General features: G+C 53.5%; 24 protein-coding genes. 8 read left to right on the top strand and 16 right to left on the bottom strand.

Translation table 11 applies throughout. From position 1 onward, the window contains the following. Positions 1 to 330: 330 nt before the first annotated feature. The 3 genes from EBAPG3_RS03950 (at position 331) to EBAPG3_RS03940 (ending at position 3389) form a co-directional block, all read left to right on the top strand. Positions 331 to 1092 (top strand): outer membrane lipoprotein-sorting protein, encoded by a 762-nt coding sequence (locus EBAPG3_RS03950; protein ID WP_004178190.1) that lies wholly within the window; start codon positions 331 to 333, stop codon positions 1090 to 1092. Between the two features lie 44 nt (positions 1093 to 1136). Beyond that, the gene (locus tag EBAPG3_RS03945) at positions 1137 to 1874 is read left to right on the top strand and encodes a PEP-CTERM/exosortase system-associated acyltransferase (protein WP_004178189.1); all 738 of its coding nucleotides are present in this window, start codon (positions 1137 to 1139) and stop codon (positions 1872 to 1874) included. 315 nt (positions 1875 to 2189) lie between these two features. Continuing rightward, the gene (locus EBAPG3_RS03940) at positions 2190 to 3389 is read left to right on the top strand and encodes an ammonium transporter (protein WP_040852435.1); all 1200 of its coding nucleotides are present in this window, start codon (positions 2190 to 2192) and stop codon (positions 3387 to 3389) included. A gap of 88 nt (positions 3390 to 3477) precedes the next feature. Here the strand turns inward: EBAPG3_RS03940 and rng are convergent, their stop codons facing one another. The 8 genes from rng to folD all read right to left on the bottom strand — a co-directional run bounded on the left by rng (position 3478) and on the right by folD (position 12704). Continuing rightward, entirely contained in the window at positions 3478 to 4929 is a 1452-nt protein-coding gene (gene rng, locus EBAPG3_RS03935) for a ribonuclease G (protein ID WP_004178186.1), read from the bottom strand. Between the two features lie 106 nt (positions 4930 to 5035). Continuing rightward, positions 5036 to 5659: a Maf family protein gene (locus tag EBAPG3_RS03930; protein WP_040852432.1), complete on the bottom strand. Its 624-nt coding sequence runs from the start codon at positions 5657 to 5659 to the stop codon at positions 5036 to 5038. Positions 5660 to 5827: 168 nt separating this feature from the next. Further along, positions 5828 to 6295, bottom strand: a complete 468-nt coding sequence (gene rlmH, locus EBAPG3_RS03925) for a 23S rRNA (pseudouridine(1915)-N(3))-methyltransferase RlmH (RefSeq protein ID WP_004178184.1) — start codon at positions 6293 to 6295, stop codon at positions 5828 to 5830. A gap of 15 nt (positions 6296 to 6310) precedes the next feature. After that, a complete protein-coding gene (rsfS, locus tag EBAPG3_RS03920) occupies positions 6311 to 6793 on the bottom strand; it encodes a ribosome silencing factor (protein WP_004178182.1) in 483 nt (160 codons plus the stop codon). Continuing rightward, on the bottom strand, positions 6790 to 7536 hold the full coding sequence (gene nadD, locus EBAPG3_RS03915) for a nicotinate-nucleotide adenylyltransferase (protein WP_151898857.1): 747 nt from the start codon (positions 7534 to 7536) through the stop codon (positions 6790 to 6792). The genes rsfS and nadD overlap by 4 nt, the downstream gene beginning before the upstream one ends. A gap of 49 nt (positions 7537 to 7585) precedes the next feature. Next, the gene (gene aceF, locus EBAPG3_RS03910; protein WP_004178177.1) at positions 7586 to 8965 is read right to left on the bottom strand and encodes a dihydrolipoyllysine-residue acetyltransferase; all 1380 of its coding nucleotides are present in this window, start codon (positions 8963 to 8965) and stop codon (positions 7586 to 7588) included. A gap of 157 nt (positions 8966 to 9122) precedes the next feature. Then, on the bottom strand, positions 9123 to 11792 hold the full coding sequence (aceE, locus tag EBAPG3_RS03905; RefSeq protein ID WP_004178176.1) for a pyruvate dehydrogenase (acetyl-transferring), homodimeric type: 2670 nt from the start codon (positions 11790 to 11792) through the stop codon (positions 9123 to 9125). A gap of 45 nt (positions 11793 to 11837) precedes the next feature. Next, a complete protein-coding gene (folD, locus tag EBAPG3_RS03900) occupies positions 11838 to 12704 on the bottom strand; it encodes a bifunctional methylenetetrahydrofolate dehydrogenase/methenyltetrahydrofolate cyclohydrolase FolD (RefSeq protein WP_040852430.1) in 867 nt (288 codons plus the stop codon). Here folD and EBAPG3_RS03895 point away from each other — a divergent pair. After that, a complete protein-coding gene (locus tag EBAPG3_RS03895; protein ID WP_151898856.1) occupies positions 12688 to 12906 on the top strand; it encodes a hypothetical protein in 219 nt (72 codons plus the stop codon). The two genes, folD and EBAPG3_RS03895, sit on opposite strands and share 17 nt — an antisense overlap. Here EBAPG3_RS03895 and EBAPG3_RS03890 read toward each other — a convergent pair. Next, positions 12892 to 13482 (bottom strand): hypothetical protein, encoded by a 591-nt coding sequence (locus EBAPG3_RS03890; protein WP_227869266.1) that lies wholly within the window; start codon positions 13480 to 13482, stop codon positions 12892 to 12894. The two genes, EBAPG3_RS03895 and EBAPG3_RS03890, sit on opposite strands and share 15 nt — an antisense overlap. Before the next feature lie 373 nt (positions 13483 to 13855). On the opposite strand from EBAPG3_RS03890, the gene EBAPG3_RS03885 reads away from it, so the two are divergent. The 3 genes from EBAPG3_RS03885 to recQ all read left to right on the top strand — a co-directional run bounded on the left by EBAPG3_RS03885 (position 13856) and on the right by recQ (position 18380). Further along, entirely contained in the window at positions 13856 to 15034 is a 1179-nt protein-coding gene (locus EBAPG3_RS03885; protein WP_004178167.1) for an NAD(P)/FAD-dependent oxidoreductase, read from the top strand. A 424-nt stretch (positions 15035 to 15458) separates the two neighbouring features. Next, the gene (gene pyrC / locus EBAPG3_RS03880) at positions 15459 to 16502 is read left to right on the top strand and encodes a dihydroorotase (RefSeq protein ID WP_004178166.1); all 1044 of its coding nucleotides are present in this window, start codon (positions 15459 to 15461) and stop codon (positions 16500 to 16502) included. A 72-nt stretch (positions 16503 to 16574) separates the two neighbouring features. Further along, positions 16575 to 18380: a DNA helicase RecQ gene (gene recQ, locus EBAPG3_RS03875; protein WP_004178164.1), complete on the top strand. Its 1806-nt coding sequence runs from the start codon at positions 16575 to 16577 to the stop codon at positions 18378 to 18380. A 103-nt stretch (positions 18381 to 18483) separates the two neighbouring features. Here the strand turns inward: recQ and EBAPG3_RS03870 are convergent, their stop codons facing one another. The 7 genes from EBAPG3_RS03870 to lgt form a co-directional block, all read right to left on the bottom strand. After that, positions 18484 to 18852: a thiol-disulfide oxidoreductase DCC family protein gene (locus EBAPG3_RS03870; RefSeq protein WP_004178163.1), complete on the bottom strand. Its 369-nt coding sequence runs from the start codon at positions 18850 to 18852 to the stop codon at positions 18484 to 18486. A 69-nt stretch (positions 18853 to 18921) separates the two neighbouring features. Then, a complete protein-coding gene (locus tag EBAPG3_RS03865) occupies positions 18922 to 19275 on the bottom strand; it encodes a DUF4156 domain-containing protein (RefSeq protein ID WP_004178161.1) in 354 nt (117 codons plus the stop codon). A 208-nt stretch (positions 19276 to 19483) separates the two neighbouring features. Continuing rightward, positions 19484 to 19816, bottom strand: a complete 333-nt coding sequence (locus tag EBAPG3_RS03860) for a YnfA family protein (protein ID WP_004178160.1) — start codon at positions 19814 to 19816, stop codon at positions 19484 to 19486. 108 nt (positions 19817 to 19924) lie between these two features. Then, a complete protein-coding gene (locus EBAPG3_RS03855; protein ID WP_040852429.1) occupies positions 19925 to 20224 on the bottom strand; it encodes a putative quinol monooxygenase in 300 nt (99 codons plus the stop codon). Positions 20225 to 20283: 59 nt separating this feature from the next. Beyond that, positions 20284 to 20928, bottom strand: coding sequence for an SRPBCC family protein (locus tag EBAPG3_RS03850; RefSeq protein WP_004178158.1), 645 nt, complete (start codon positions 20926 to 20928; stop codon positions 20284 to 20286). Positions 20929 to 21002: 74 nt separating this feature from the next. Beyond that, positions 21003 to 21599, bottom strand: a complete 597-nt coding sequence (locus EBAPG3_RS03845) for a class I SAM-dependent methyltransferase (protein WP_004178157.1) — start codon at positions 21597 to 21599, stop codon at positions 21003 to 21005. Positions 21600 to 21608: 9 nt separating this feature from the next. Next, on the bottom strand, positions 21609 to 22478 hold the full coding sequence (lgt, locus tag EBAPG3_RS03840; protein WP_081607275.1) for a prolipoprotein diacylglyceryl transferase: 870 nt from the start codon (positions 22476 to 22478) through the stop codon (positions 21609 to 21611). Between the two features lie 258 nt (positions 22479 to 22736). On the opposite strand from lgt, the gene ilvD reads away from it, so the two are divergent. Further along, on the top strand, positions 22737 to 24410 hold the full coding sequence (gene ilvD, locus EBAPG3_RS03835; protein ID WP_004178155.1) for a dihydroxy-acid dehydratase: 1674 nt from the start codon (positions 22737 to 22739) through the stop codon (positions 24408 to 24410). Positions 24411 to 24426 lie beyond the last annotated feature (16 nt).

Genomic DNA, 24426 nt, shown 5'->3' with positions numbered 1-24426 from the left:
TGGCTACGCCGGAGCTATGGGCAAAATTAGCGGTCGGCTCGTCCGCCGACCATGGACAGGGCATATATCCCGCGGATGAGCCCTCTCAAGCGACAGGGTATCCATACAGCGGATCGGATTGAGAAGAATGGACTTGATCACTAACAGATGGATCGGCTATCTCAAGGAATGCACCACCCAGAACATTCACGTGACGCCTATGCCTGGCTGGACTTATTGTTTATCAAAGGTGTAGTCTTCGAAATCGTGCCAAGTCAAAAAATTTTTACAGGAACAATCCTAGAATAGGAAGCCGCAAGGGCAGACGGCATCCACAATGAGGAAACCATAATGCAAAAAAAACCTTCGCGGTATTTATTAACGGCAATTTCCCTTTTTGTTTCTTTGGCATCCACCGCGTTCGCCGAGTCTACTGATGCGGAATTAGCTCAAAGTATTCTGGAAAAGGCTGATCAGATACGTTTCCCGCGCGAGAGCTTTCAGGTCGACGTCAACATCAATACTACCGCACCTGACCAGGTAGCAGATATGCGTAAATACCGGGTTCTATCGAAGGGTAACGAAAACAGCGTGGTGATGACCACCGAGCCCGCTTCCGAACGCGGTCAAATTATACTGATGAAAGGACGCGATCTGTGGGTATTCATGCCAGATATCTCGCAACCAGTACGCTTATCATTATCCCAACGGCTGACCGGCCAAGTAGCAAATGGGGATTTGGCGCGCGCAAACTTTGCCGGCGACTACAACGCTACGATTTTACGCACCGACACCATTGATGGCGACAAATATTACGTATTGGAACTTACTGGCGTCGATCGGGGCGTTACATATCATAAAGTCTTATATTGGGTACGGCAATCAAATTTCTGGCCGTATCGCGCCGAGTTCTATTCGCTGTCCAACCGCCTGCTCAAAACCGCCCGTTACGAAGATTTCAAGATGCTACTTGGCAAACAACGGCCCACCCGCCTTGTCATGGAAGATGCATTACGTAAGGGAGAGGAATCCGTGCTCGAATATTCAGAAATGAAACTGCGGGATCTGCCCGACAAGATTTTTACCAAGGACTATCTGAAAAAACTTGAATAGGTCAAACTGAAGCACCCCAAACTAAATTTGCCGAGGAGATCAAATTGGTTTCATCCGATATACTCAACCTGGGTAATATTTTTAAGCAGTACTTTGAAATCGTCCCGGCTTTCTCAAACGCGCTAAAAGATGAAGTCTATCGAATACGGCATCAAGTTTATTGTGAGGATCTGGAATTTGAACCGGTGCGATCGGATGGGCTTGAAACCGATGAGCATGACCCTTATTCGCTGCATCTCCTGATGCGCAGTGTCAAGACAGGCGAGTTTGTCGGCTGCACCCGTATCGTCCGCCCTCGACCGGAGGATCCGCATTATCCTTTGCCCTTCGAGAAAACCTGCGCCACGACGCTGGATAAATCCATCGTCGATTCGGCGAAACTGTCACGCCGCGATATCGCGGAGGTGTCGCGCCTCGCCGTTATCGCGGGCTATCGCCGGCGTAAAGGTGAGTCAAATACCGCGGTGGGTATCTCGGGTGAAGATTTTGGCACACCCAACCAGCCACGCTTTCCATTTATTCCGATCGGTTTGTATCTAGCCACTACTGAACTGGCCCGACTGAATGAAATCGACACTGTGTTCGTCCTGACGGAGGAACGGCTGGCGAGCCATTTCAGTAAGCTGGGATTCAACCTTCAGTACATCGGCAGCCCAATTGAGCATCATGGTAAACGTATTCCCTCAATGATGAGCGTGAGCGGCACCATTCGCAATATGCGGGCGAATTTGCGGTCACTCTACCACGCCATAGCGGCGGATATAGAGAAAGGCCTTGCATGAGGAATAAGAGCAATTCGGTTCGGTAGATCCGGAATAGCCAACCAAAAAGTTTGCGATAACTTATATCCTTCTGCCCTTTGAGCTTTCCAGCTCATAATTAAGGCGCCCCAATATTTGCCACTCGCTTCGGAGCAATTGACCTACCGGGCTTCCGCAGCACGGTCCGGCTCACCGTATGTCTCCCTTTCGCAGCAATAGCTTATGGCTCGGAATGAGCTCCTGTTATTCATTATATCCCTATTGTATTTAAGGCTATTGAGGTTCACACTCTTGCATGGGTAGGCCCCATAAACTGCAAAAAAAAGGGAGAGTCAAATGAGGAAAAGCTTCTGCTTGACGCTATGTAGTGCGGTCAGTCTGCTTCTTCTATGCTTCAGCGCCTGGGCGAGCGAGAGCGCTGGACCCGAGCTTAGCGAGGCACGGCAAGTCGCTCAGTACAACTACGTCATTCATATTCTGGCGATGTTGCTGGTAGGTTTCGGTTTTCTCATGGTGTTTGTACGAAGATATGGATTTGGCGCCACGACCGGCACTTATCTGGTGGTGGCGGTCGGTCTTCCCTTTTACATGCTGCTGCGCGCGAATGGAATCCTGGGACACGAAATTGCTCCAAATACGGTCAAGGCTCTGCTTTTTGCCGAATTCGCGGTGGCGACCGCATTGATTGCCACGGGTGCTGTGCTTGGACGTCTACGGGTTTTCCAATATGCCTTACTGGCGTTTTTCCTGGTTCCCGCGTATCTGATGAACGAATACCTGGTGCTCGACAATGGGATGGGCTTGACGGAGGGCTATCAGGATACCGCCGGGTCGGTCATCATCCATGCCTTTGGCGCCTATTTTGGCTTGGGACTATCCCTGGCGCTGACCACCCCGCGACAACGCAGCCAGCCGATCGAATCCGATGCGACTTCTGACCGTTTCGCCATGCTTGGTTCGATGGTATTGTGGCTTTTCTGGCCCAGTTTCGCCACCGCCATCGTTCCTTTCGAGCAGATGCCGCAGACGGTGGTCAACACCGTGCTCGCGCTTTGCGGGGCCACTCTCAGCACCTATTTCCTGAGCACGTACTTCCACAAAGGCAAGACTTCAATGGTCGACATGGCGAATGCGGCGCTGGCCGGGGGAGTGGCAATTGGATCGACATGCAATATCGTATCCCCCTCAGGCGCTTTCGCAATCGGGCTGCTCGCGGGCGCTGTTAGCGTCATCGGGTATGTGTTTATTCAACCGGCATTGGAAAAGCGCTTCAAAATCGTTGACACCTGCGGTGTCCATAATCTGCATGGGATGCCCGGACTATTGGGTGCCTTGATTGCCATCATGGTGGTGCCGGGTATCGCAACAGCTCAACTGATCGGCATTACTTTCAGCGTGGTGTTTGCCTTCGTTACCGGACTCGTGGCCGGTGCGGCGATCAAAGCCACCGGAACAACACATCTAGCCTATGAGGATAGCGAGGAATTCACTCATGTCGCACCTCCTGAAATCGAGGTTGTGGAAGGAGGACACTAAATCGGGAACCTTGAATAAGTGCTGCAGGACGAAGCCGGGGAACGAAACGGATGATTGCTGAATTTCCGGTGTAGGGCACCAGCAACCGCTACATCAGAATGACATCATATTGTTCCTGCGTATAAGCGGCTTCTACCTGCAGACTGATGGGCTTGGCGATAAAATCTCCCAGTTGGGCCAGACTTTGCGATTCCTCATCAAGGAATAGATCGATGACTTGTTGTGAAGCCAGAATACGAAACTCGCGGGCGTCAAATTGACGGGATTCGCGCAATAATTCGCGCAGGATTTCGTAACACATCGTTTGCGCGGTTCTGACCTCGCTGCGGCCCTGGCAAGTAGGACACGTCTCGCACAAAATATGGGCAAGGCTTTCCCGCGTGCGTTTTCGTGTCATTTCCACCAACCCGAGCGCGGTGAAACCATTGACGGTCATGCGCGTCCGGTCCTTCATCAGTGACTTTTTGAATTCGGCGAGCACGGCATTCTTATGCTCCGCGCTTTCCATATCTATAAAATCAATAATAATAATACCGCCCAGATTTCGCAGGCGCAACTGACGCGCGATGACCTGCGCCGCTTCGAGGTTGGTTTTGAAAATGGTGTCGTCGAAGCTGCGCACACCGACGAATCCGCCGGTGTTGACATCCACTGTGGTGAGCGCCTCGGTCTGGTCGATGATCAGGTAGCCGCCGGATTTAAGGTTTACCCGTCGCGCCAGGCATTTTTCAATCTCATCTTCGACACCATACAGATCAAATAATGGGCGCTCTCCGGCATAATGATCGACGCGTTCCGTCACATTGGCCATATAGTCTCGCGCAAAAGCAACCATCTTCTGAAAGGTCTCGCGTGAATCCACCAGAATACGCGCCGTACCAACATTCACGAAGTCGCGCAATACACGATGGCTGAGATTCAGGTCCTGATAGAGCAATCCGGGCATACCGGTTGAAGATTTCCCTTCAATGTCGTGCCACAACTTGTACAGATAATCGATATCTGTCTGCAAGTCCTGCTCACTGGCGGCTTCCGCCATGGTGCGAATAATAAAACCCCCTTTTTCACCCGGAGGCAGCAAGTGTTTTAGCTTTTCGCGCAGCAACTTGCGCTCGGTTTCATCCTCGATACGCTGCGAAATCCCGATGTGGGACACCTGCGGGAGATACACCAGCATCCGCCCGGCGATACTCACTTGAGTGGATAGTCGTGCACCTTTGGTACTGATGGAATCCTTGATGACCTGAACGAGAATATTCTTGCCCTCGTACAGTAATCTTTCAATGGGCTTATCGGCATCTTCGCTTTGGCGCAGCCTCCAGATGTCAGCCAGATGAAGGAAGGCGGCGCGATCCAGACCGATATCGACGAAAGCCGATTGCATTCCCGGCAATACCCGGGTGACGCGCCCGTTGTAAATATTGCCTACAATTCCACGGCTACTGGTACGCTCTATATGCAACTCTTGCACCGCACCCTGCTCCATTACGGCAACACGAGTTTCCTGCGGCGTGACGTTGACAAGAATTTCGCTAGTCATTACTCCTGAATCCCGCAGATGACCGTCATTTTATGAGTTCGTTTTCCAGTTGAGCGCCATGACCCTCACAGACTTTTTTTCGTCAACTGATCTTTACTTTTTTTACTTAGGGAAATATTTTTATACCGGATTCCTCCAGCAGTTGGCCAGTCTCGAACAGCGGCAGCCCCATCACACCACTATAACTGCCGGAAATCTCCGCGATAAAAACTGCCGCTATCCCCTGAATCGCATAGCTGCCCGCTTTGTCATGCGCTTCGTCGCTGGCAAGGTACAGTCGAATTTCGCGTTCGCTGATGTGACGAAATCGCACCGTGGAAGCGGAAGTTCGCACATGTATTCCATTTTGCGCAGCCACCGCGACCGCAGTCAATACCCGATGAGTCTGGCCCGAAAGGGCACGCAGCATCTCTTGCGCATGAGCAGCGTCCTCAGGCTTGCCAAAAATACGTCCCTTCAGCACCACTACCGTGTCGGCAGCGAGCACCGGAAGTTGTGGCAGCTTGCGCTGCATAAGCTGCATCCACCCCGTCCCGGCCTTTGTCCGGGCGATACGTGAGGTGTAAATCTCCGGCGCTTCGTCCGGCATTGAGGCTTCATCGACATCCGCCATGCGGGGCATAGCTTCGCGTAATAATAGCGTTGCGAAATTTACTCCAATCTGCTTCAACAGCTCCCGTCGGCGGGGACTGCGGGAAGCAAGATAAATGCGATTCTCCGGTAAAGTCATATTGTCCTGGAAAATACTCTATTTCCAACCTATTCGGCCGCTGGAGCGGGTTCACCTAAAGGGTCAGCGTCAAATAATACGAAATATTGCTATTAATCATAATACTGTTCTACTAAATGAGCAGTCCATTGCCGCACGCAGGTTCAGACATGTTGCGGTCCAAGGCTGTTACGCCCGGTGGTAGGGGTGCCCCTTGATAAGGGATACCGCGCGATACAATTGTTCCGCAAGCAGTATCCGCGCCAAACCATGCGGCAGCGTCAGTGCGGATAGCGCCAAAACCTCATCCGCCGAATTCCTGATACCGGCGTCCAATCCGTCCGCTCCGCCCACGATAAAGGCGGTATCCCCGCCATTTCTCATCCATTCCGTAACGGAATCAGCCAGCTTGGTGGTAGTCAATTGTTTACCACGTTCATCCATCACCACCATTCGGCACCTGGGCGGTAGCGCCGCCAGGATGCGAGCAGCCTCGGCAGCCAGCAACTGCTCCGTCTTCTTGCCGCTACGTTTTTCCGGCTTGATTTCCAGCAATTCAATGCCAGCCTCATGTGGCATGCGCCTGCGGTATTCCTCAAAACCGGCCGCAATCCATTGCGGCATTTTGTGACCCACCGCACAAACAAGAAATTTCATACGAAGTACTCGGATTTAGCTGGCGCCCCCGGGGTTGGGAGATTTTTTCCTGACCGGCGAGACCGACTTGATGGAGGCTTTGCGGGGCTTGACAGTCGATGACTTGGCAACGAGAGGCTTGAGAAGATCCTTGCTTTCGCCTGCACCGGCAGTTGCTTTGCTTATCTTCTTCTTTTTCGCTTCTGCCCACAATTCTTCCAGATTGTAGTGGGCACGCACTGTCGCTTGCATGATGTGTACCAGCATATCCCCCAAGTCCACCAGCACCCATTCTCCGGCTTGCTCACCCTCTACGCCATAAACCATCCCACCGCCGGCTTTGACTTTTTCCACCACATTGTTCGCAATAGCCTTGGTGTGACGAGTGGAATCCCCGCTTGCAATAATCATGCGGTCGAACAAAGTGGTAATCTTTGTCACATCCAGAACTTCGATATCATGTGCCTTTATTTCTTCCAGCGCGGCCACAACCGTTTTTACCAGTTTAGCAGGTGTCATCCTCCTCCTGAGTACAAGTGATTTGCTGCAATATAATCGATAGCCGCATCGGGCATCAGATAACGGACGCTTTTCCCGGCGGCAATATGGGCTCGAATGGAAGTTGCGGAAATATCGAGTAAAGTCGTCGGTGCGATGAAAACCAATCCACTGGGTGTATATTTGAGACTATCCGCACTGGATGCCCAGCGTTGCGCGCACTCATCTTCCAATTCTTGCGGCAAGGCGTAACGATTCGATGCTAACGCATATCCTGGGCGAGCCACTATGATGAAATGGCATAATCCGAATAATTCACGCCAGCTATGCCAGTCGGCAAGTTTCATGAACGCATCCGCCCCTATGATGAAACATAGTATGACGCACTCTCCCATCTCCCGTCTAAGTTCGCGCAGCGACTCCACGCTATAACTCACTCCATGACGGCGGACTTCGCGCTCGTCCAGGACAAATCTGGAATTGCCCCGAATCGCTAGACCCACGATCGCCGCGCGGTGCTGAAGCGATGCAGCGGGAGCATGGCGCAACCGCGGAATGCCGGCGGGGACAAAGCGCAGTTCTCTCAGGCCAATGGTTTCGGCAATTTCTTCAGCCACACGCAGGTGGCCATTATGAATGGGATCGAAGGTGCCACCAAAAATACCAACGAGCGGAACCCCGGATTCTATTGCCTGAACAGACTCGGAATGCCAGAGTGCGGAAACGGTTCCCTTTAAACCTGAATCCGGCAATTGATCGCTCATTCCTGGTTTAGCGGTATGTGGGTTGAGATTTCTTGCGGCGAGCCTTTTCTCATAATAATACCCGGCGCATATCGGCGAGGACCTCGACCAGATGTGAAGTAAAGCGCGCGGCGGTTGCCCCATCGATTACGCGATGATCATAGGACAGGGATAGCGGCAGCATTAGACGAGGAACAAACTGGCCATCCCGATAAACAGGTTTTATGCTGGCACGGGATACGCCGAGAATCGCCACCTCAGGTGCATTGATAATTGGCGTGAATGCGGTGCCTCCGATCCCTCCCAGACTGGAGATGGTAAAGCTTGCACCCTGCATTTCAACGGGTTTCAGCTTACCCTCGCGAGCCAGCACCGCGAGATTGGCCATCTCTCTGCCGATGTCTATCACGCCTTTTTGATCGACATCACGTATGACGGGCACCACCAGTCCATTTGGCGTATCCGCCGCAAAACCAAGGTGGTAATAGTGCTTTATCACCAGATTCACTGCACCGCCTGCACTGTCAAACGACGCACCATCAAGCGAGGCGTTGAACTCTGGAAATTTTTTTAATGCCGCTATCGACGCACGCATCAAGAAGGCGAGTATCGTGACTTTCACGCCATCTTTTTTTGATGCCTCATTGGACTCCTTGCGCAGGGCTTCCAGTTCTGTGATATCGGCTTCGTCGAATTGCGTCACATGGGGAATCATTACCCAGTTACGGTGCAGATTCGTTCCGGAGATTTTTTTGATACGCGACAGTGGCTTCAACTCCACCGGGCCGAATTTTGCAAAATTTACTTGCGGCCAAGGCAGCAAATTGAGTCCCGCGCCATTGCCGCCACGTGGTTTTGATAATTCGGCTTTGACGTAGCCCTGTACATCTTCCCTGAGTATGCGCTGTTTAGGGCCGCTGCCGCTCACCAACCCAAGACTCACGCCCAGTTCGCGCGCAAATCGCCGCACCGAGGGGCTCGCATGGGCCTTCGCGAAAGCAGCTTCGTCTATTGGTGGAGATATGGATTGACCGATTGGCTGCGGAGTTGGAATCTGCGCCGAGGCTGATGGGGAAGCTTCCGCCTCCGATCTTTCCAAAAAATCGGCGGGTTGGGCAGATGCAGAAGGAGGTGACGACTTAGGAGCCTGCCGTGAAGCCAAGCCTGTTGACAGGGCGGCTTGAGAGATTTTCACCGAATTGTCCGTTTCAACGACTTGCATCGCTAAAATAGGCGTACCTTCAGATACCTTGTCACCTACTTTTACAAGTACGTCTCCAATTACACCCTCAAAAGGGGAAGGCACTTCTATTGTCGCCTTATCCGATTCCAACACGATCAGCGGATCCTCCACCTTGATGGAATCGCCCGCCTTCACCAGCACTTCTATCACCGGAACGTCTTTAAAGTCGCCGATGTCCGGAATCAATACTTGTTTAGTCTCTGCCACGCTTCTTTCCTTCGTGTCTACATTAATCCCGATCTGGAAATAAGGGCTGGCGGCGCGAAATCCGGCAGTTTCGTGACCCGCACCGATAATAAACCACGACCGGGGTATGCACCTCTACGCGTCTTGCAGACAGGCATCCACTCACGCGTCCGCTCTCTCATACAGTCACTGGATTTGGTTTGTCCGGATCTATGCCGAACTTGCTTATCGCGTGCACCACCTTTTCCACCGGTATCTTGCCTTCCTCGGCCAATGCCTTGAGCGCGGCCACGGTGACGTAATGGCGATCCACTTCAAAGAACCGGCGCAGCTTCTCGCGTGTATCGGAACGGCCAAAACCATCCGTACCCAACACCTTGTAACGCCCCGGCACAAACTCACGTATCTGATCGGCGAATATCTTCATATAGTCAGTGGCCGCCACCACAGGTCCCTCGTGATCTTTGAAACATGACGCTACATAGGATAGTTTTGCCGGTTCGGCGGGATGCAGCATGTTCCAGCGTGTCACATCCAGCGCTTCACGCCTCAATTCGTTAAAGCTGGTGACACTCCATATGTCGGCGGCGATGCCATATTCTTTTTCCAGTATTTCTGCCGCCGCGATAACCTCACGCAGGATAGTGCCGGATCCAAGCAATTGAACCTGCAGCCCGGAATATTCTCCTTCTGTCCGTTTCCCTGCCCGAAACAAGTACATGCCTTTCAATATACCTTGTTCCGCATTCGCGGGCATTTCCGGATGCGGGTAATTTTCGTTCATTACGGTAATATAATAATAGACGTCTTCCTGCACGTCATACATTCGGCGCAACCCGTCCTGAATAATAACCGCAAGCTCGTACGCAAATGTGGGATCGTAGGATACACAATTGGGAATGGTCGAGGCGGACAGATGGCTATGGCCGTCTTCGTGTTGCAGCCCCTCTCCATTCAGTGTCGTGCGTCCGGCCGTACCTCCCAGCAAGAATCCACGGCAGCGCATATCTCCCGCTGCCCAAGCCAAGTCACCGATGCGCTGAAAGCCGAACATGGAGTAGAAGATATAAAACGGGATCATCTGCACACCATGAGTGCTGTAGGCGGTTGCGACAGCCATCCATGATGACATGGCGCCTGCTTCGTTGATCCCCTCCTGCAGAATCTGCCCGCTCTTGTCTTCCTTGTAATACATCAGCTGGTCGGCATCCTGCGGCGTATAGAGCTGTCCCGTTGACGACCAGATGCCCAACTGCCGGAACATGCCTTCCATGCCGAAAGTGCGCGACTCATCCGCAACGATCGGTACTACATGCTTGCCTATAGCCTTGTCTTTCACGAGAATATTCAGGATGCGCACAAATGCCATGGTCGTGGAGGACTCCCGTCCTTCGCCGCTTGCCTTGAGCAATGTATCGAACGCGGATAACGGTGGTATCGACAGTGCCTCGGCCTTGCGCTGGCGGCGATGGATGAATCCGCCCAGCGCCTGCCGCTGCTGCCGCATATAAACAAACTCGGGCGAATCTTTGTCAAATTTCAGATACGGTACGTCGTCTATCCTGTCATCCGCAATGGGCAGCCCGAAACGATCACGAAATGCTTTCAGCGACGTCGTGCCCATTTTTTTCTGCTGATGGGTAATGTTCTGCGCTTCGCCCGCTTCACCCATGCCATAACCCTTGATGGTTTTGGCAAGTATCACGGTCGGCTGCCCGGTATGCCTGGCTGCGGCGGCGTAAGCGGCATAGACCTTATGTGGATCGTGACCTCCGCGGTTCAAACGCCAGATATCGTCGTCCGACATGTTGGCGACCATCTCCAGCAGTTCCGGATATTTGCCAAAGAAATGTTCGCGCACGTAGGCACCGTCTCTGGACTTGAAAGTCTGGTATTCGCCATCCACGCATTCCATCATGCGTTGCTGCAGCAAGCCCTTAGTATCCTTGGCTAACAAAGAATCCCAGTAGGAGCCCCAAATTACCTTGATGACGTTCCAGCCGGAACCGCGAAAAGCGGCCTCCAACTCCTGGATAATCTTGCCATTGCCACGCACCGGGCCATCAAGGCGTTGAAGGTTACAATTAACTACAAAAATCAGGTTGTCCAGATTCTCACGTGAGGCCAGCGAAATTGCGCCGAGGGATTCCGGTTCGTCCATTTCTCCGTCACCCAGGAAAGCCCAGACCTTGCGCCCCTTGGTCTGAACCAGCCCACGGCTATCCAGATATTTCATGAAACGCGCCTGATAGATTGCCATCAATGGCCCCAGCCCCATTGATACTGTCGGAAACTGCCAGAAATCGGGCATCAGCCACGGATGCGGATAAGAGGATATGCCCTTCCCGTCAACCTCCTGGCGGAAATTATCGAGTTGTTCCTGTGACAATTCCTCCAGCAGGAAAGCATAGGCGTAAAGACCAGGGGAGGAATGTCCCTGGGCGAATATCAGGTCACCGCCATGATCCTTGGAGCGGGCATGCCAGAAGTGATTGTAGCCCACATCGTAGAGTGTCGCGGCGGATGCAAAGCTGGCAATATGGCCGCCAACATTGGAATTCTTATTGGCGCGCAACACCATTGCCATGGAGTTCCAGCGAACGTAGGAACGGATACGGTGCTCCAGCGCATGGTTACCGGGTGAGTGATCCTCCTTGCCGGGAGGAATCGTATTGATATAGGCAGTGGTGGCACTATAAGGGAGATATGCGCCGGAACGGCGCGCTTTCTCCACCAGCCTTTCCAGCAGATAATGCGCTCGTTCGGTCCCCTCGTGTGTGAGTACGGACTCCAGCGCATCGAGCCATTCCTTTGTTTCAGTTGGATCTATGTCCGGGATAGGTTCCATATTTTGTCTCGCATATGATGAGGGGCTGCCGATGTTACGCTGCGGCTATACCCTTGCCTGAGCGGTTTGAGCGCGTTCCGCAGCCTCTATGGTATTACACAGCAACATGGTGATGGTCATGGGTCCCACCCCACCCGGCACCGGCGTAATGTGACCCGCTTTCTCCTTGACCATTTCAAAATCCACATCCCCCGCAATCTTCCCGTCAGGCAAGCGATTGATGCCGACATCTATTACCGTTGCACCGGGCTTCACCATATCGGCCGTGATCATGCGCGGCTTTCCAACGGCCACCACCAGGATGTCAGCTCGTTTTGTATGTTCGGCCAACTCAAGCGTCTTCGACGTGCAGATTGTGACGGTGGCTCCGTGCTGCAACAGCATGAACGCCATCGGCTTACCTACGATGTTGCTGCGGCCCACCACCACTGCGTGCTTGCCCTCAACCGGAATACCGCATTTTTCCAGCATTTTCATTACGCCATAAGGGGTGCAGGGCGGGAAAACCGTATTGCCGGTAACCAGCGCACCGACATTGTATAGATGGAAGCCGTCCGCGTCTTTTTCCACCGCGATGGATGCAATGATCTTGCCGCTTTCAAAATGCCGGGGTAGCGGCAATTGCACCAGAATACCGTGGATTCTGGGGTTTCTGTTCAATTCCTGGATGCGCTGTATCACCTCGTCCTGGCTGGCCTTCTCCGGGAACGCATGTATTTCCGAATAAATTCCAGTATCGCCGCAAGCCTTGGCCTTGTTTCGCACATATATGCTTGAGGCTGGATTGTCACCGACAATGACCACAGCCAATCCTGGCTGCACGCCATTTTCCGTTAAGCGCTCGGCGCGAACCTTCCATTCGGCTCGCACTTCCCTTGCTAACGCATTGCCATCCATGATTGTGGCACTCATTATGGGTCGTATCGACAATATCGCGGGCTATATGGACAGGCAATTATACGTTGTCCGGGTGTGGCTTTCACGTTTCATGCAGATTTATCGCGAGAATGCGTTCAGGAATACGCTTGCAGACAGCAGCCTGACCCGGCTGCCGGACTCGAAGAAACCCAAACTCCCGATCGAGTGTACCGGGCTGCGATCACTCCGGAGGTGAAGTTGGCAGGGGTGGTTTTTTGATCTTCATGCGGTAAATCCATAACCCGATCAAGAATGTTGGAAGTACAACCAAGGCAGCTGCCAGGAGTCCCGCTGCCAGCACATCGATTCCCTCGGTTTTTGGAAGGAAAATCGTGACTGCCCAAATCGTTACAAAGGCTGCTACCGCACCACCGATAAACATGATTTTTTTACCACGCTCGTAAAAGCGCCAGAACGCCCCCGAAACCCGTACCTCATTTTGATACTCATCAAAGATCATGGCCAGGCTATTGTCATCCGGTACCGCTTCATAACCAATCGTGATAGCCAGTGTATCGCCACCGTCTTCCACTCGAGACATATTATTCAGAAATGCAATTCGTTGTTGAGCCTGCTTTTTAGTCATGCCATCGCTGATGAGCATCGCCTGAAGCGCCGCAAACCCATGATCACGGGCGCTGGTTGACAAGCTGAGACTCTCACTGCAGCGCCACATGATACCGGCCAAGTACAATTGAATTGTCATTTGCCTGAACTGAGGCGCAAAGTCGTATCCCTTGTCCTTGATTTTCGCAAGCTGGGAAGCCAGCATCTCTCGCGCATGTTGTACGCAAACATCAATCCCGGTCGCTCCCGCGTCAGTTTTCGTGTCATCCATTGTCGTAATTATGAGGCTGTGCCTAACCCTAACTTTGAATTTATAGAGGCACCCATTATATACTGGCTATACTGCTATAGGGTCTGTGGAAAAAACTGAGTTGTCCGGTATGGCGATAATACCTTGATGGTCCTGACCACAGCTGCGCGAATTTACGATTTCTTTCCGCATGGTGTAATGGTCAGATCCAAAGTTCCACGATAATGCCCTAACTTTTTCATAAAGAGCAGATACGGGAAAAATCGCGATATTATAATCGAGGCAATTTTCAATATGCGCTGATGCGCATCTATAAAGGGAAACGGTCATGAAACATCACAAGTACCTAATCGTCGGCGGCGGCATGACTGCTGATTCCGCTGTTCACGGTATCCGCAAAATCGACCAGGATGGCGCCATTGCCATGATTTGCGAGGAACGCCATCTGCCTTATGATCGCCCCCCCCTTTCCAAGTCGCTGTGGAAGGATACGCCGTACGAATCCATTTGGCGTAACGCTCATGGCCTCAATGTCGCGGTACACCTGAGTAAAAAAATTGTGGCCCTCGATCCATCGAAAAAAACGGCGACCGATGATGCCGGCAACGTCTATACTTATGAAAAGCTTTTACTTGCCACAGGGGGCTCGGTACGGCGCTTCCCCGATTCCAGCGAGAGCATCATCTATTTTAGAACCGCTGACGACTATCGCAGGTTGCGCGAGTTGAGTGAACAGGGCTCGGATTTTGTAGTGATCGGCGGTGGCTTCATCGGTTCCGAAATCGGCGCCGCGCTTGCCATGAACGGCAAACGGGTCACGATGATTTTTCCGGAAAATGGTATCGGCGCGCGTGTTTATCCAAGGCCTCTGGCCGAATTCATAAATTCTTATTATCGCGAAAAAGGAGTCACCATACTCGCATCGGAGAACGTCAAATCTGTGCGGACTGCTGGCGGCAAGACTGTTGTGATCACGGGGAATGGCACGGAAATCCCTGCCGATGGAGTTGTGGCAGGGCTGGGCATTTTGCCGAACATCGACTTGGCCGTTCAGGCCGGACTTGCGGTGGACAACGGCATCATCGTGGACGAGCAACTGCGCACGAGCAATCCTGACATCTATGCGGCGGGCGATGTGGCAAACTTCCATAGCACCGTGCTGGATAAGCGTATGCGCGTGGAACATGAGGACAACGCTAATGTCATGGGTGAAATGGCAGGCAGAAATATGGCCGGACAGTCGGACAGCTATCATCATCAGCCTTTCTTTTATTCCGATCTGTTTGACCTGGGCTACGAAGCGGTGGGGGAGCTTGATGCAAGCCTTGATATTATCGAAGACTGGAAGGAGCCCTTCCGCAAGGGTGTGATTTACTATTTGCGCAATGAGCGGGTATGCGGTGTCCTGCTCTGGAATACATGGGGACAAGTTCCAGCCGCTACCCAGTTGATTGCGGAAAAAGCCGTGCATTCCCACGCTACGCTAGAGGGAAGAATAACGGATTAGCAGCCTGTAGGACTTGAAGAATGATGGGGTTCAGGACGAGTTTTGACGATTCTGAAGTCGACATCCATTTTTATTGGCCGCTAAAGCTGTGAAATCTGGACCGGATAGATACTCTTGCAGCCGATTTCCTGTAAGTCCCACGGGCCGCCAGTGGTTTGTTTTGTAATTGATAGGACTAATAAAAGCGAGGGATTTTGGTGTCAGCTCAGGGGCAAACCACAGCGATAGCCCAAGCTATCGAGAGGATTTGCAACGACGCATGACGCGGAAAACCGCGTTTTCAGATTCAATCACTTGCGAAGTACACCGCTAGCTATGCCGGTGCTGTAGATCTGCAACTTGTCCGTACCTTGGCTCACCGGGATGTTGGGAGCAACCAGTTGCCGGGATAAATAGCAACGGTGCGATACCACCAAATACCATCTTGATAACGCTAACCTTCACCCGCCCGGACGATTGGCATCTCCACCTGCGCGACGGGGAGCAGATGCGCGCAGTGCTGCCGGATACCGCGCGATGCTTTGCCCGTGCCATCATCATGCCAAATCTCAAGCCACCGGTCGTGACATCCGGCATGGCGCTGGCATACCGTGAGCGTATTCTTGCCGCTCTGCCTCGGGGAATGCGCTTCGAGCCGCTGATGACGCTATACCTTACCGAAAACACTACGGCCGCGGAAATTATCGAGGCCAAGAGAAGCAGTGCGATACAGGCCGTGAAGTATTATCCCGCCGGCGCCACCACAAATTCCGCGGCCGGCGTTACCGATATTGCCAAGTGCCACGCTACGCTGGAAACGATGGAACAGGTGGGCATGCCGCTGCTGGTGCATGGTGAAGTGACCGATCCCGAAGTAGATGTGTTCGACAAGGAAAAAATATTTCTGGAACGAGTGCTGATCCCCCTCACGCAACGCTTTCCGCGATTGCGAATCGTATTCGAGCATATCACCACGCGGGAGGCGGTGGAATTCGTCAGGGGCGCCTCAAGCAATATTGCCGCCACTGTTACCGCCCATCACTTGCTGCTCAATCGCAATGCCCTGTTTCAGGGAGGTATCCGGCCACACCACTATTGCCTTCCTGTGCTGAAGCGCGAAATTCATCGCCGTACGCTGGTTGAAGCCGCCACCAGCGGCAATCCAAAATTTTTTCTCGGCACCGACAGCGCGCCACATTCCCGATCCACCAAAGAAACGGCCTGCGGCTGCGCGGGCATTTATACCGCACACGCGGCCATTGAACTGTATGCGGAAGCTTTTGAACAAGCAGGTGCGCTGGATAAACTCGAAGCCTTTGCCAGCTTTCATGGTGCGGATTTCTACCGGCTGCCGCGCAACAGGGACCGCATTACGCTGAAAAGAGAAAACTGGAACGTACCTGCACAGCTGGAATTTGCGGAAAATGGATTGATTCCGCTACGGGCGGGAGAAAGCCTGGCCTGGAAATTATTAACCAGTGCCATATAGCCGGGTAAGACAAACTCGGGTTTTCGGTACATTCATTTCGATCGCATGACGATTTCTAAAGTTTCCTTAACCATGCTCCGTGCGCTTGCGCTTCTCAAAGACGTCTTCGGCTACCCTGCTTTTCGCGGACAGCAGGCTGAGATAATCGCGCATGTTGCCGGAGGTGGGGATTGCCTGGTGCTGATGCCGACCGGAGGTGGCAAATCGTTGTGTTACCAGATTCCGGCGTTATTGCGCGACGGCATCGCGGTGGTGGTCTCACCGCTGATTGCGCTCATGCAGAATCAGGTCGCGGCGTTACATGAGGCCGGAGTGCGCGCGGCATTTCTCAACTCTTCCTTGTCACAGATGGAAACCGCGGCAGTCGAACGCGGCATGCTCGCAGGCGCATATGATCTGGTGTACGTGGCACCCGAGAGATTGCTGACGCCGCGCTTTCTCGATCTTCTGGCGAGCACACCGCTTTCGCTGTTCGCCATCGATGAGGCTCATTGCTTGTCGCAGTGGGGACACGACTTCCGTCCGGAATACATCCAGCTTTCGATTCTGCATGAGCGGTTTCCCGGCGTACCGCGCCTCGCGCTGACGGCGACTGCGGACAGCGTAACGCGCAGAGAAATCGTTGAGCGCCTTGGCCTCAATGGCGCACGGATTTTCATTTCCAGCTTCGATCGTCCCAACATTCGTTACCAGATCGTGGACAAGGTGAACGGCAAGGTGCAATTGCTTGCTTTTATCCATGCGGAACATGATGGCGACGCCGGTATTGTTTATTGTCTGTCGCGCAAAAAAGTCGAAGAAACGACGGTATGGCTGGTCGAAAAAGGCATACGCGCGCTTGCGTATCACGCCGGCATGAGTACGGAAGATCGCAGCTGCAACCAGGAAAAATTCCTGCGCGAGGAGGGCATCGTAATGGTAGCCACGATTGCGTTCGGTATGGGCATAGACAAGCCGGACGTGCGTTTCGTCGCACATCTCGACCTGCCCAAAAGTGTGGAAGGCTATTATCAGGAAACCGGCCGTGCCGGGCGTGACGGTCAAGCGGCCAACGCATGGATGGCTTACGGTTTGGGTGATGTGGTGCAGCAGCGGCGCATGATCGAAGGTTCCGAGGCGGATGCGCAGTTTAAACGGATCGCCTCAGCCAAACTCGATGCACTGCTGGCGCTGTGCGAAGCCACTACCTGCCGCCGCGTGCGTCTGCTGGAATATTTTGGCGAAACCACGGCCAGTATTGCTTGCGGTAATTGCGATGTCTGTCTCAATCCGCCCCAAGTGTGGGACGGCACGGTGGCAGCACAAAAGGCGCTGTCTTGCGCCTTTCGTACGGGTCAGCGCTTTGGTGCCGGGCATCTGATTGATGTGCTGCGCGGCAACGATACCGCGCGCGTGGGGCAGTGGGGTCACGACAAGATCAGCACCTTCGGTATCGGCAAGGAACTGGAAGACAAGGCGTGGCGCGCGATATTTCGCCAATTGGCGGCACTCGGCTTGCTTACTGCGGACAGCGAGGGTCATGGTTCGCTGCGTCTCACGGCAGCCAGCCGCGCGGTATTGAACGGAAGTCAAACGGTATCTCTGCGCCTGCAGCCGGAGCGCAAAAAGAATACAGCCAAAACCAAGGCCGCGCGTGAGGACAAACTTGCCACACTCGATCCGGCGTCTGGTGCACTATGGACGCACCTGCGCACATGGCGCATCGACATGGCAAAGAAGCACGGCGTTCCCGCTTATGTCGTGTTTCACGATGCAACGCTGGCGGAATTAGTGCGCCTGCGTCCACAGACAGAAAACGAACTGCGTCAGGTACCCGGTATGGGTGCGCGTAAACTGGAAAGTTATGGCAACGATCTGCTCAAAATTCTTCGCATTTGATCGAAATGGGCAGGAAGCGCCACGCCGTCTTGTTATTCACGTCTGCGAATTCTTGACACATTGACGGCAATTGGTTCGCGAAGCGCCTGATCAGATGTGAACACTACCAGTGTCTCTTGGCGCGATTCCACTGGTAAAGCAGCCGGGCAAAGACGTTGTACGCCAGACGTGCAAGCTGCTTGAGTACCGGTAATCGCAACAGGCTTGCAAGCCAGTGCTGGCTGGGCGTCTGTGACCATAGTCGCGTGAATGCGTCCGCTCCGATATTGAGCTCGCCATCGGCATCCTTGACATACAACCGCTCGCGCACCTGCTCCAACGAAGCGCCCACTTCCGACACAGCATCTGGATTAGCGTGCACGTCGACCCACTCGATGTCCTTAATGCCACACGCTTCCATGCGCTGGCGCTGATCCTTGATTCCTGCATTGCAAACCGGGCATGCGCTGTTGTAGTAAACCTTGCTGGACATGTTCCGGCTCTCGCATATTCGATTCAGATGAAACCATAAATAGGTTAATTGCGGCCCCCAAAGCTGACATTACTCACAGCGATAGACGACCCCCAAGACTGTAGTGTTTGACGTGCCTTTGCTGCCCCATGCGTTGGTATTACTCGAGTCTTGCACCCAGACGTAGTTTCCCCCCATTTCAGCCGCCTTGTTGCGCAGATCGTTTCTGGCACCGATAAGCAGGTTTTTATTCGGCGTGTAGTCGCCTGTAAACCAGTTGCCCTGAGAGCCCACTGCGTCACCAAGCGGCTTGCAATTACCCGCTGGTTTTACAGTGACAAGTTCAACGGATCTTCCTTCCGGGGTCGTTGAAATCGCCGAACAACCGGCAAAAAGAAACACTGGCAAAAGAACTGACAACACAGCAGTCATTTTCGCAACCATCTATCTTTCTCCTATGAAAATCTTATGTTCTCGCTATGTTTCTTTTAAAAGTTGAATGTTAAAGAGATTCTACGGTTTCGAGCGCCGAAGTCAACCGACGACAACCAGTTGTCATGAGACAGGCAAGTCTGGTGAAGCGGAAATAATCACTCGCCGGAACCAAGCGACATCAATGAGGCGGCAAGTACGCTGAATCCCCCTTATGCGCTTACGCATGCCGTGGACCAAACATGATAATGGCCATCCCGGCAAGCGCCACCAGAGAACCGGCCACATCCCAGGCCGTGGGCCTGATGCCCTCGACAGCCCACAGCCAGAGTATCGCCACGAAAATATAAACCCCTCCGTATGCGGCGTAGGTGCGGCCCGCAGCCGTGGGATGGAGCGCAAGCAGCCATGAAAACAACGCGAGACTTGCGCCGGCGGGCAGGAGAAGCCACGCGCTCTGGCCTTGCTTGAGCCAGAGATAAGGCAAATAGCAACCGACGATTTCGGCGACTGCGGTAGCCAGGAAAAGAAAAAAGATCTTTAGCTCAAACATCCAGAACGTCTCCAATTGCGGTCGGCATATGATCTTTGTCTCGGATAGCCCTTGAAAGGATGGGACTCCCCCACTCACCGCCATCCTCTCGATCCTTTTTCCCCTACTTTATGCAATAACGTAGTACCTGCGTATATCGGGTTCTTTCATGAGCAGGGACGCGGCCTCCGAAAAAGCATTCTGCAGATGTGCCGTTATAAAGTGGCTATCGATAGCGGAATCGCTCTCCCATTCTTCCACAAATGTAAAATCGCCAGGGTCAGCTCTGTTTTGAAGAAGCTGATAGCTGATGCAGCCACTCTCTTTGCGTGTTTCTCCCACCAAACCCCGCAGAATTGGGGTCAGCTCTTCAATCTTGTCAGGCCGCGCAGTTATCCTGGCGAGGACTCTCACGGTTGTATTTGCCATGACCCACTCCTGTAAATGTATTGAACGAACCCATAAGCGCTGGATCGCATATTTGCGGTTTATCTCTCCAGAGCCGCTTTTTCGGCCGAGCGTTTCATCACCGCCTTAAAGAGTTTGGGAATCGCGACCGTATTCGACAAGTTGACGACAAAGGCCGGAATCAGGCCGCCAGGATTCGTCAGCAGTGTGTAGGTGAGCCGCGTACGCTTGCCGTCATCGAGCGGTTCACCCCGCCACGAGCCTTCGTTGAGTTTGACGCGCACTACACCCTCGATTTCCGGGTGGGCGTCGGGACTGGCAGTCCATTCGGTCTTGAATATGCCGCCATTCATCGGTATGCCGCGCGTCATCCTGACCTTGAGCGGATAGTCACGCTCGTTTACGAACGGCGGCGCGATGCGCGCGTAAGTAATGACTTCGCTATCATTCTTGCGGCTGAGCACCCGCGACTCCTTCACGTAAGGCATGAAATCCGGATAATGGTCGAAGTCATTGATGACATTAAAAACAACCTCCGGCGGAGCGTCCGCCTCGGCAATTGCGACAATTCTGCGTCCCGCTTCCACATCTTTCGTAAAAATGACAAGCTCATTGCTGCGGTAGGCCTCGGTCCAACCCATCCCAGGGCTTTTCAGGTCGATCGCCTGCACGGATGTAGCGGCAAGAAGCATCGCAATGGCAATGAAAGAAGCAATGTAACGCATGGGATTTCCGATAAATATCCGATTGATGATTTTGATGTCGCGTAAAGAATTTTACTTCTGTTTCGCATTGCAGGTCATTTTTTAACCAGGCGGATACGACGAAACCACCCACCCGCCAGTACCGGCACGTCCGCTTCCACTTTCAATTCCGGAACGCCCGCCAACACCTCCTCAAATACCACATCCAGCCGGGTAACGATATGCTGCGACAGCAGATTCAATGTTCGCCTGATCCAGGCGGTCTCGCCCGGCTTGAGAAACTTGTCAAGGATCAGCACGCTTCCGCCCGGTTTTAATACACGGGCGGTTTCCCGCAAGCAGGCGTTCGCATCGGGAACGATCGCAAGAATCAGATGCAGCACCACATGATCAAAATATCCGTCGGCAAACGGCAGTGACATGCTATTGCCCTGAATCAGGTTCAGGCGCAAACCCCCAGCACGGGATCTTGCACGTCTTAACATGGCGGCGGTAAGATCCAGGCCGACATAGCGGTGGCATGGAGGAAGATAAGGCAAATCCAGTCCGGAACCAATGCCGCTGATGAGAATATTGAGATCACCTTGTTGCGGTAGTTGGCCGAGGCTTGCCGCGCGCACTCCGGTACCCGCCGTCGCGAGCAAAGCATCATAAAGCGGAGCAATGACTGTGTAGGAATGGCGCAGGGACATGAGAGAATCTTACTTCAGGCTTCGTCCGCCCTTCTTTCGTTCCGGCTTATTGGGCTTAATTGGCTTATCCGCTGGCTCCAAACCGGGTGGTATGCTTCGCTGCGCTCGATAAGCCCAAACCAGCATACCGGCGCCTGCCACAATCATCGGCAGCGACAACCATTGCCCCATGCTGATACCAAGCGTCAGTACACCCAGAAAGCCATTATCCGGTTCACGGTAAAACTCCGCAAACGAACGGAACACGCCATAGCCGATCAGGAACATGCCGGAGACCGCGGCCACCGGCCGCGGTTTGGCGGAATAAATCCACATCAATGCAAAGAATGCCAACCCTTCCAGCGCAAACTCATAGAGCTGGGAAGGATGGCGCGGGAGATCATCCACGTGCGGAAAAATCATGCCCCAGGGCACGTCGGTGGGGCGCCCCCACAGCTCCGCATTGATGAAATTACCGAGACGGCCCGCCCCCAGCCCCAACGGCACCAACGGCGCGATAAAATCGGTGACGGCCAGCCACCGCAGTTTATATTTTCGGGCCAGCAGCGCCATCGCGGTTATCACGCCAAGAAAACCGCCATGAAACGACATTCCACCCTGCCACACTGCAAAGATTTCCAGCGGATGCGCCAGGAAGTAGCCGGGCTGATAAAATAATACATACCCCAGGCGGCCGCCCAGTATGACTCCCAGAACACCGAAAAACAGCATATCGTCGAGCATGCTGGTGGTGAATACACCCTCAGGGTGGCGCTTGATGCGATAACGCCCCAGCAGTATGAACTGCGCGAATCCCAGGAGATACATGAGCCCGTACCACCTGACGGCAAGGGGCCCAAGGTAGATGGCGACAGGGTCGAACTGCGGGTGAACGAGCATAGGGTTCGGCTTTTTTGCGGTAAAATGATTGATTATACGTTAAGGAATCCCTGAATAAGTTTCACGCACGCGCGCCAGAGAGATTCCTTCACGCTGTTCATTGCGGAGATGAATGCAGGGTGAGAAGAATCGAACAAAAACAACTTGTACTGATCTCGTCTTTCCTTCTTTCTGATATCGCGGTTCAAGCTCGAAGCGCCGCTACGTGGCCTACGATTTAAAGATTTCCCGGTTTTTCAACTTTCTCTAGGAGTTTCCATGCCAGATAACAAACGCAGCCAAGCCATCACCCAGGGTGCGCAGCGTTCCCCCAATCGTGCGATGCTGCGGGCGGTGGGTTTCAATGACAGCGATTTCGACAAGCCTATCGTTGGCGTGGCGAATGGTTTTTCCACAATCACACCGTGCAACAAGGGATTGAACGAGCTGGCCATAAGCGCCGAGGACGCATTGAAAGAAGCGGGTGCGATGCCGCAGATGTTTGGCACCATCACCATATCCGACGGCATCTCGATGGGCACCGAAGGCATGAAATATTCGCTGGTATCTCGCGAAGTCATTGCGGATTCGATCGAAACCGCGGTGCAAGGGGAAAGTATGGATGGCGTCATCGCGATCGGCGGCTGCGACAAGAACATGCCGGGTGCGATGATCGCTATGGCACGAATGAATGTTCCGGCCATTTTCGTTTACGGCGGCACCATCAAGCCGGGCCGCTATATGGGAAGAGATTTGACCATTGTCAGTGCCTTTGAAGCCGTCGGTCAATACACGGCGCACAAGATCGACGAGAAGGAGTTGCTTGAAGTAGAACGCCATGCCTGTCCAGGGGCCGGTTCCTGTGGCGGCATGTTTACCGCCAATACCATGTCATCGGCATTTGAAGCGATGGGAATGAGCCTGCCTTATTCTTCCACGATGGCCGCGGAGGATGGCGAGAAACGCGTGAGCGCCGCCCGCTCTGCGGAAGTGCTGGTTGATGCGATCAGGGCGCAAATCCGTCCACGCGACATCATCACCCGGAAATCCATCGAGAATGCGATTGCCGTGATCATGGCGGTCGGCGGTTCGACCAATGCGGTATTGCATTTCCTCGCCATTGCCCACGCGGCGGAGGTGGATCTCACTATCGATGATTTTGAATGGATGCGCGGCAAAGTGCCGGTGCTGTGCGACCTGAAACCCTCCGGCCGCTACGTGGCCACCGACCTGCACAAGGCAGGAGGCGTCCCCCAAGTCATGAAGATGCTGCTCGAACACGGCTTGCTGCACGGCGATTGCATCACCATAAGCGGCCAGACAGTGGCGGAGTTACTGCATGACATTCCCTCAACACCGCGCAAGGATCAGGATGTAATCCGGCAATGGGAAAATCCCATGTATGCGCAGGGCCACCTTGCCATACTCAAAGGTAATCTTTCAAGCGAGGGTTGCGTAGCCAAGATCACCGGCGTGAAAACGCCAAAAATCACCGGCCCGGCACGCGTGTTCGAATCCGAAGAAACCTGCATGGCGGCAATACTTGCGCGGCAAATCCAGCCCGGTGACGTGGTCGTCATACGCTATGAAGGTCCCAGGGGAGGGCCTGGCATGCGCGAAATGCTTTCGCCCACTTCCGCCCTCATCGGCGAGGGTCTTGGAGATTCGGTGGGACTTATCACCGATGGGCGCTTCTCGGGCGGCACCTACGGAATGGTGGTGGGTCACGTCGCGCCCGAAGCGTTTGTGGGAGGAACCATCGCGCTGGTGCATGAAGGGGATTCCATCACCATAGACGCCGAGCAGCGTCTGCTGCAACTCAATGTTACAGAGGAAGAACTTGTGCGGCGCCGCGCCGAATGGACGCAGCCACCACCCCGCTATGTGCGGGGCGTGCTGGCAAAATATGCAAAATCGGTTTCCACGGCTAGCCGGGGAGCGGTAACGGATTAATCCACCTTGACCAGGA

This window comes from Nitrosospira lacus (assembly GCF_000355765.4).
GTDB classification, from domain to species: Bacteria; Pseudomonadota; Gammaproteobacteria; order Burkholderiales; family Nitrosomonadaceae; genus Nitrosospira; species Nitrosospira lacus.
Note: the sequence above shows the minus strand (reverse complement) of the source record. Positions and strands in the feature narration are given on the sequence as shown.

What these genes read in the sequence shown, in the direction of transcription:
- EBAPG3_RS03930 (WP_040852432.1), bottom strand. Translation starts at nt 5,659, where the DNA reads ATGACTTTACCGGAGAATCGCATTTATCTTGCTTCCCGCAGTCCCCGC.
- rsfS (WP_004178182.1), bottom strand. Translation starts at nt 6,793, where the DNA reads ATGACACCTGCTAAACTGGTAAAAACGGTTGTGGCCGCGCTGGAAGAA.
- EBAPG3_RS03845 (WP_004178157.1), bottom strand. Translation starts at nt 21,599, where the DNA reads ATGTCCCTGCGCCATTCCTACACAGTCATTGCTCCGCTTTATGATGCT.
- nadD (WP_151898857.1), bottom strand. Translation starts at nt 7,536, where the DNA reads ATGAGCGATCAATTGCCGGATTCAGGTTTAAAGGGAACCGTTTCCGCA.
- EBAPG3_RS03860 (WP_004178160.1), bottom strand. Translation starts at nt 19,816, where the DNA reads ATGTTTGAGCTAAAGATCTTTTTTCTTTTCCTGGCTACCGCAGTCGCC.
- ilvD (WP_004178155.1), top strand. Translation starts at nt 22,737, where the DNA reads ATGCCAGATAACAAACGCAGCCAAGCCATCACCCAGGGTGCGCAGCGT.
- aceE (WP_004178176.1), bottom strand. Translation starts at nt 11,792, where the DNA reads ATGGAACCTATCCCGGACATAGATCCAACTGAAACAAAGGAATGGCTC.
- EBAPG3_RS03895 (WP_151898856.1), top strand. Translation starts at nt 12,688, where the DNA reads ATGATTGTGGCACTCATTATGGGTCGTATCGACAATATCGCGGGCTAT.
- EBAPG3_RS03850 (WP_004178158.1), bottom strand. Translation starts at nt 20,928, where the DNA reads ATGCGTTACATTGCTTCTTTCATTGCCATTGCGATGCTTCTTGCCGCT.
- EBAPG3_RS03865 (WP_004178161.1), bottom strand. Translation starts at nt 19,275, where the DNA reads ATGGTTGCGAAAATGACTGCTGTGTTGTCAGTTCTTTTGCCAGTGTTT.
- EBAPG3_RS03890 (WP_227869266.1), bottom strand. Translation starts at nt 13,482, where the DNA reads ATGCTGGCTTCCCAGCTTGCGAAAATCAAGGACAAGGGATACGACTTT.
- folD (WP_040852430.1), bottom strand. Translation starts at nt 12,704, where the DNA reads ATGAGTGCCACAATCATGGATGGCAATGCGTTAGCAAGGGAAGTGCGA.
- lgt (WP_081607275.1), bottom strand. Translation starts at nt 22,478, where the DNA reads ATGCTCGTTCACCCGCAGTTCGACCCTGTCGCCATCTACCTTGGGCCC.
- EBAPG3_RS03870 (WP_004178163.1), bottom strand. Translation starts at nt 18,852, where the DNA reads ATGTCCAGCAAGGTTTACTACAACAGCGCATGCCCGGTTTGCAATGCA.
- EBAPG3_RS03940 (WP_040852435.1), top strand. Translation starts at nt 2,190, where the DNA reads ATGAGGAAAAGCTTCTGCTTGACGCTATGTAGTGCGGTCAGTCTGCTT.
- rlmH (WP_004178184.1), bottom strand. Translation starts at nt 6,295, where the DNA reads ATGAAATTTCTTGTTTGTGCGGTGGGTCACAAAATGCCGCAATGGATT.
- rng (WP_004178186.1), bottom strand. Translation starts at nt 4,929, where the DNA reads ATGACTAGCGAAATTCTTGTCAACGTCACGCCGCAGGAAACTCGTGTT.
- EBAPG3_RS03855 (WP_040852429.1), bottom strand. Translation starts at nt 20,224, where the DNA reads ATGGCAAATACAACCGTGAGAGTCCTCGCCAGGATAACTGCGCGGCCT.
- EBAPG3_RS03885 (WP_004178167.1), top strand. Translation starts at nt 13,856, where the DNA reads ATGAAACATCACAAGTACCTAATCGTCGGCGGCGGCATGACTGCTGAT.
- EBAPG3_RS03950 (WP_004178190.1), top strand. Translation starts at nt 331, where the DNA reads ATGCAAAAAAAACCTTCGCGGTATTTATTAACGGCAATTTCCCTTTTT.
- recQ (WP_004178164.1), top strand. Translation starts at nt 16,575, where the DNA reads ATGCTCCGTGCGCTTGCGCTTCTCAAAGACGTCTTCGGCTACCCTGCT.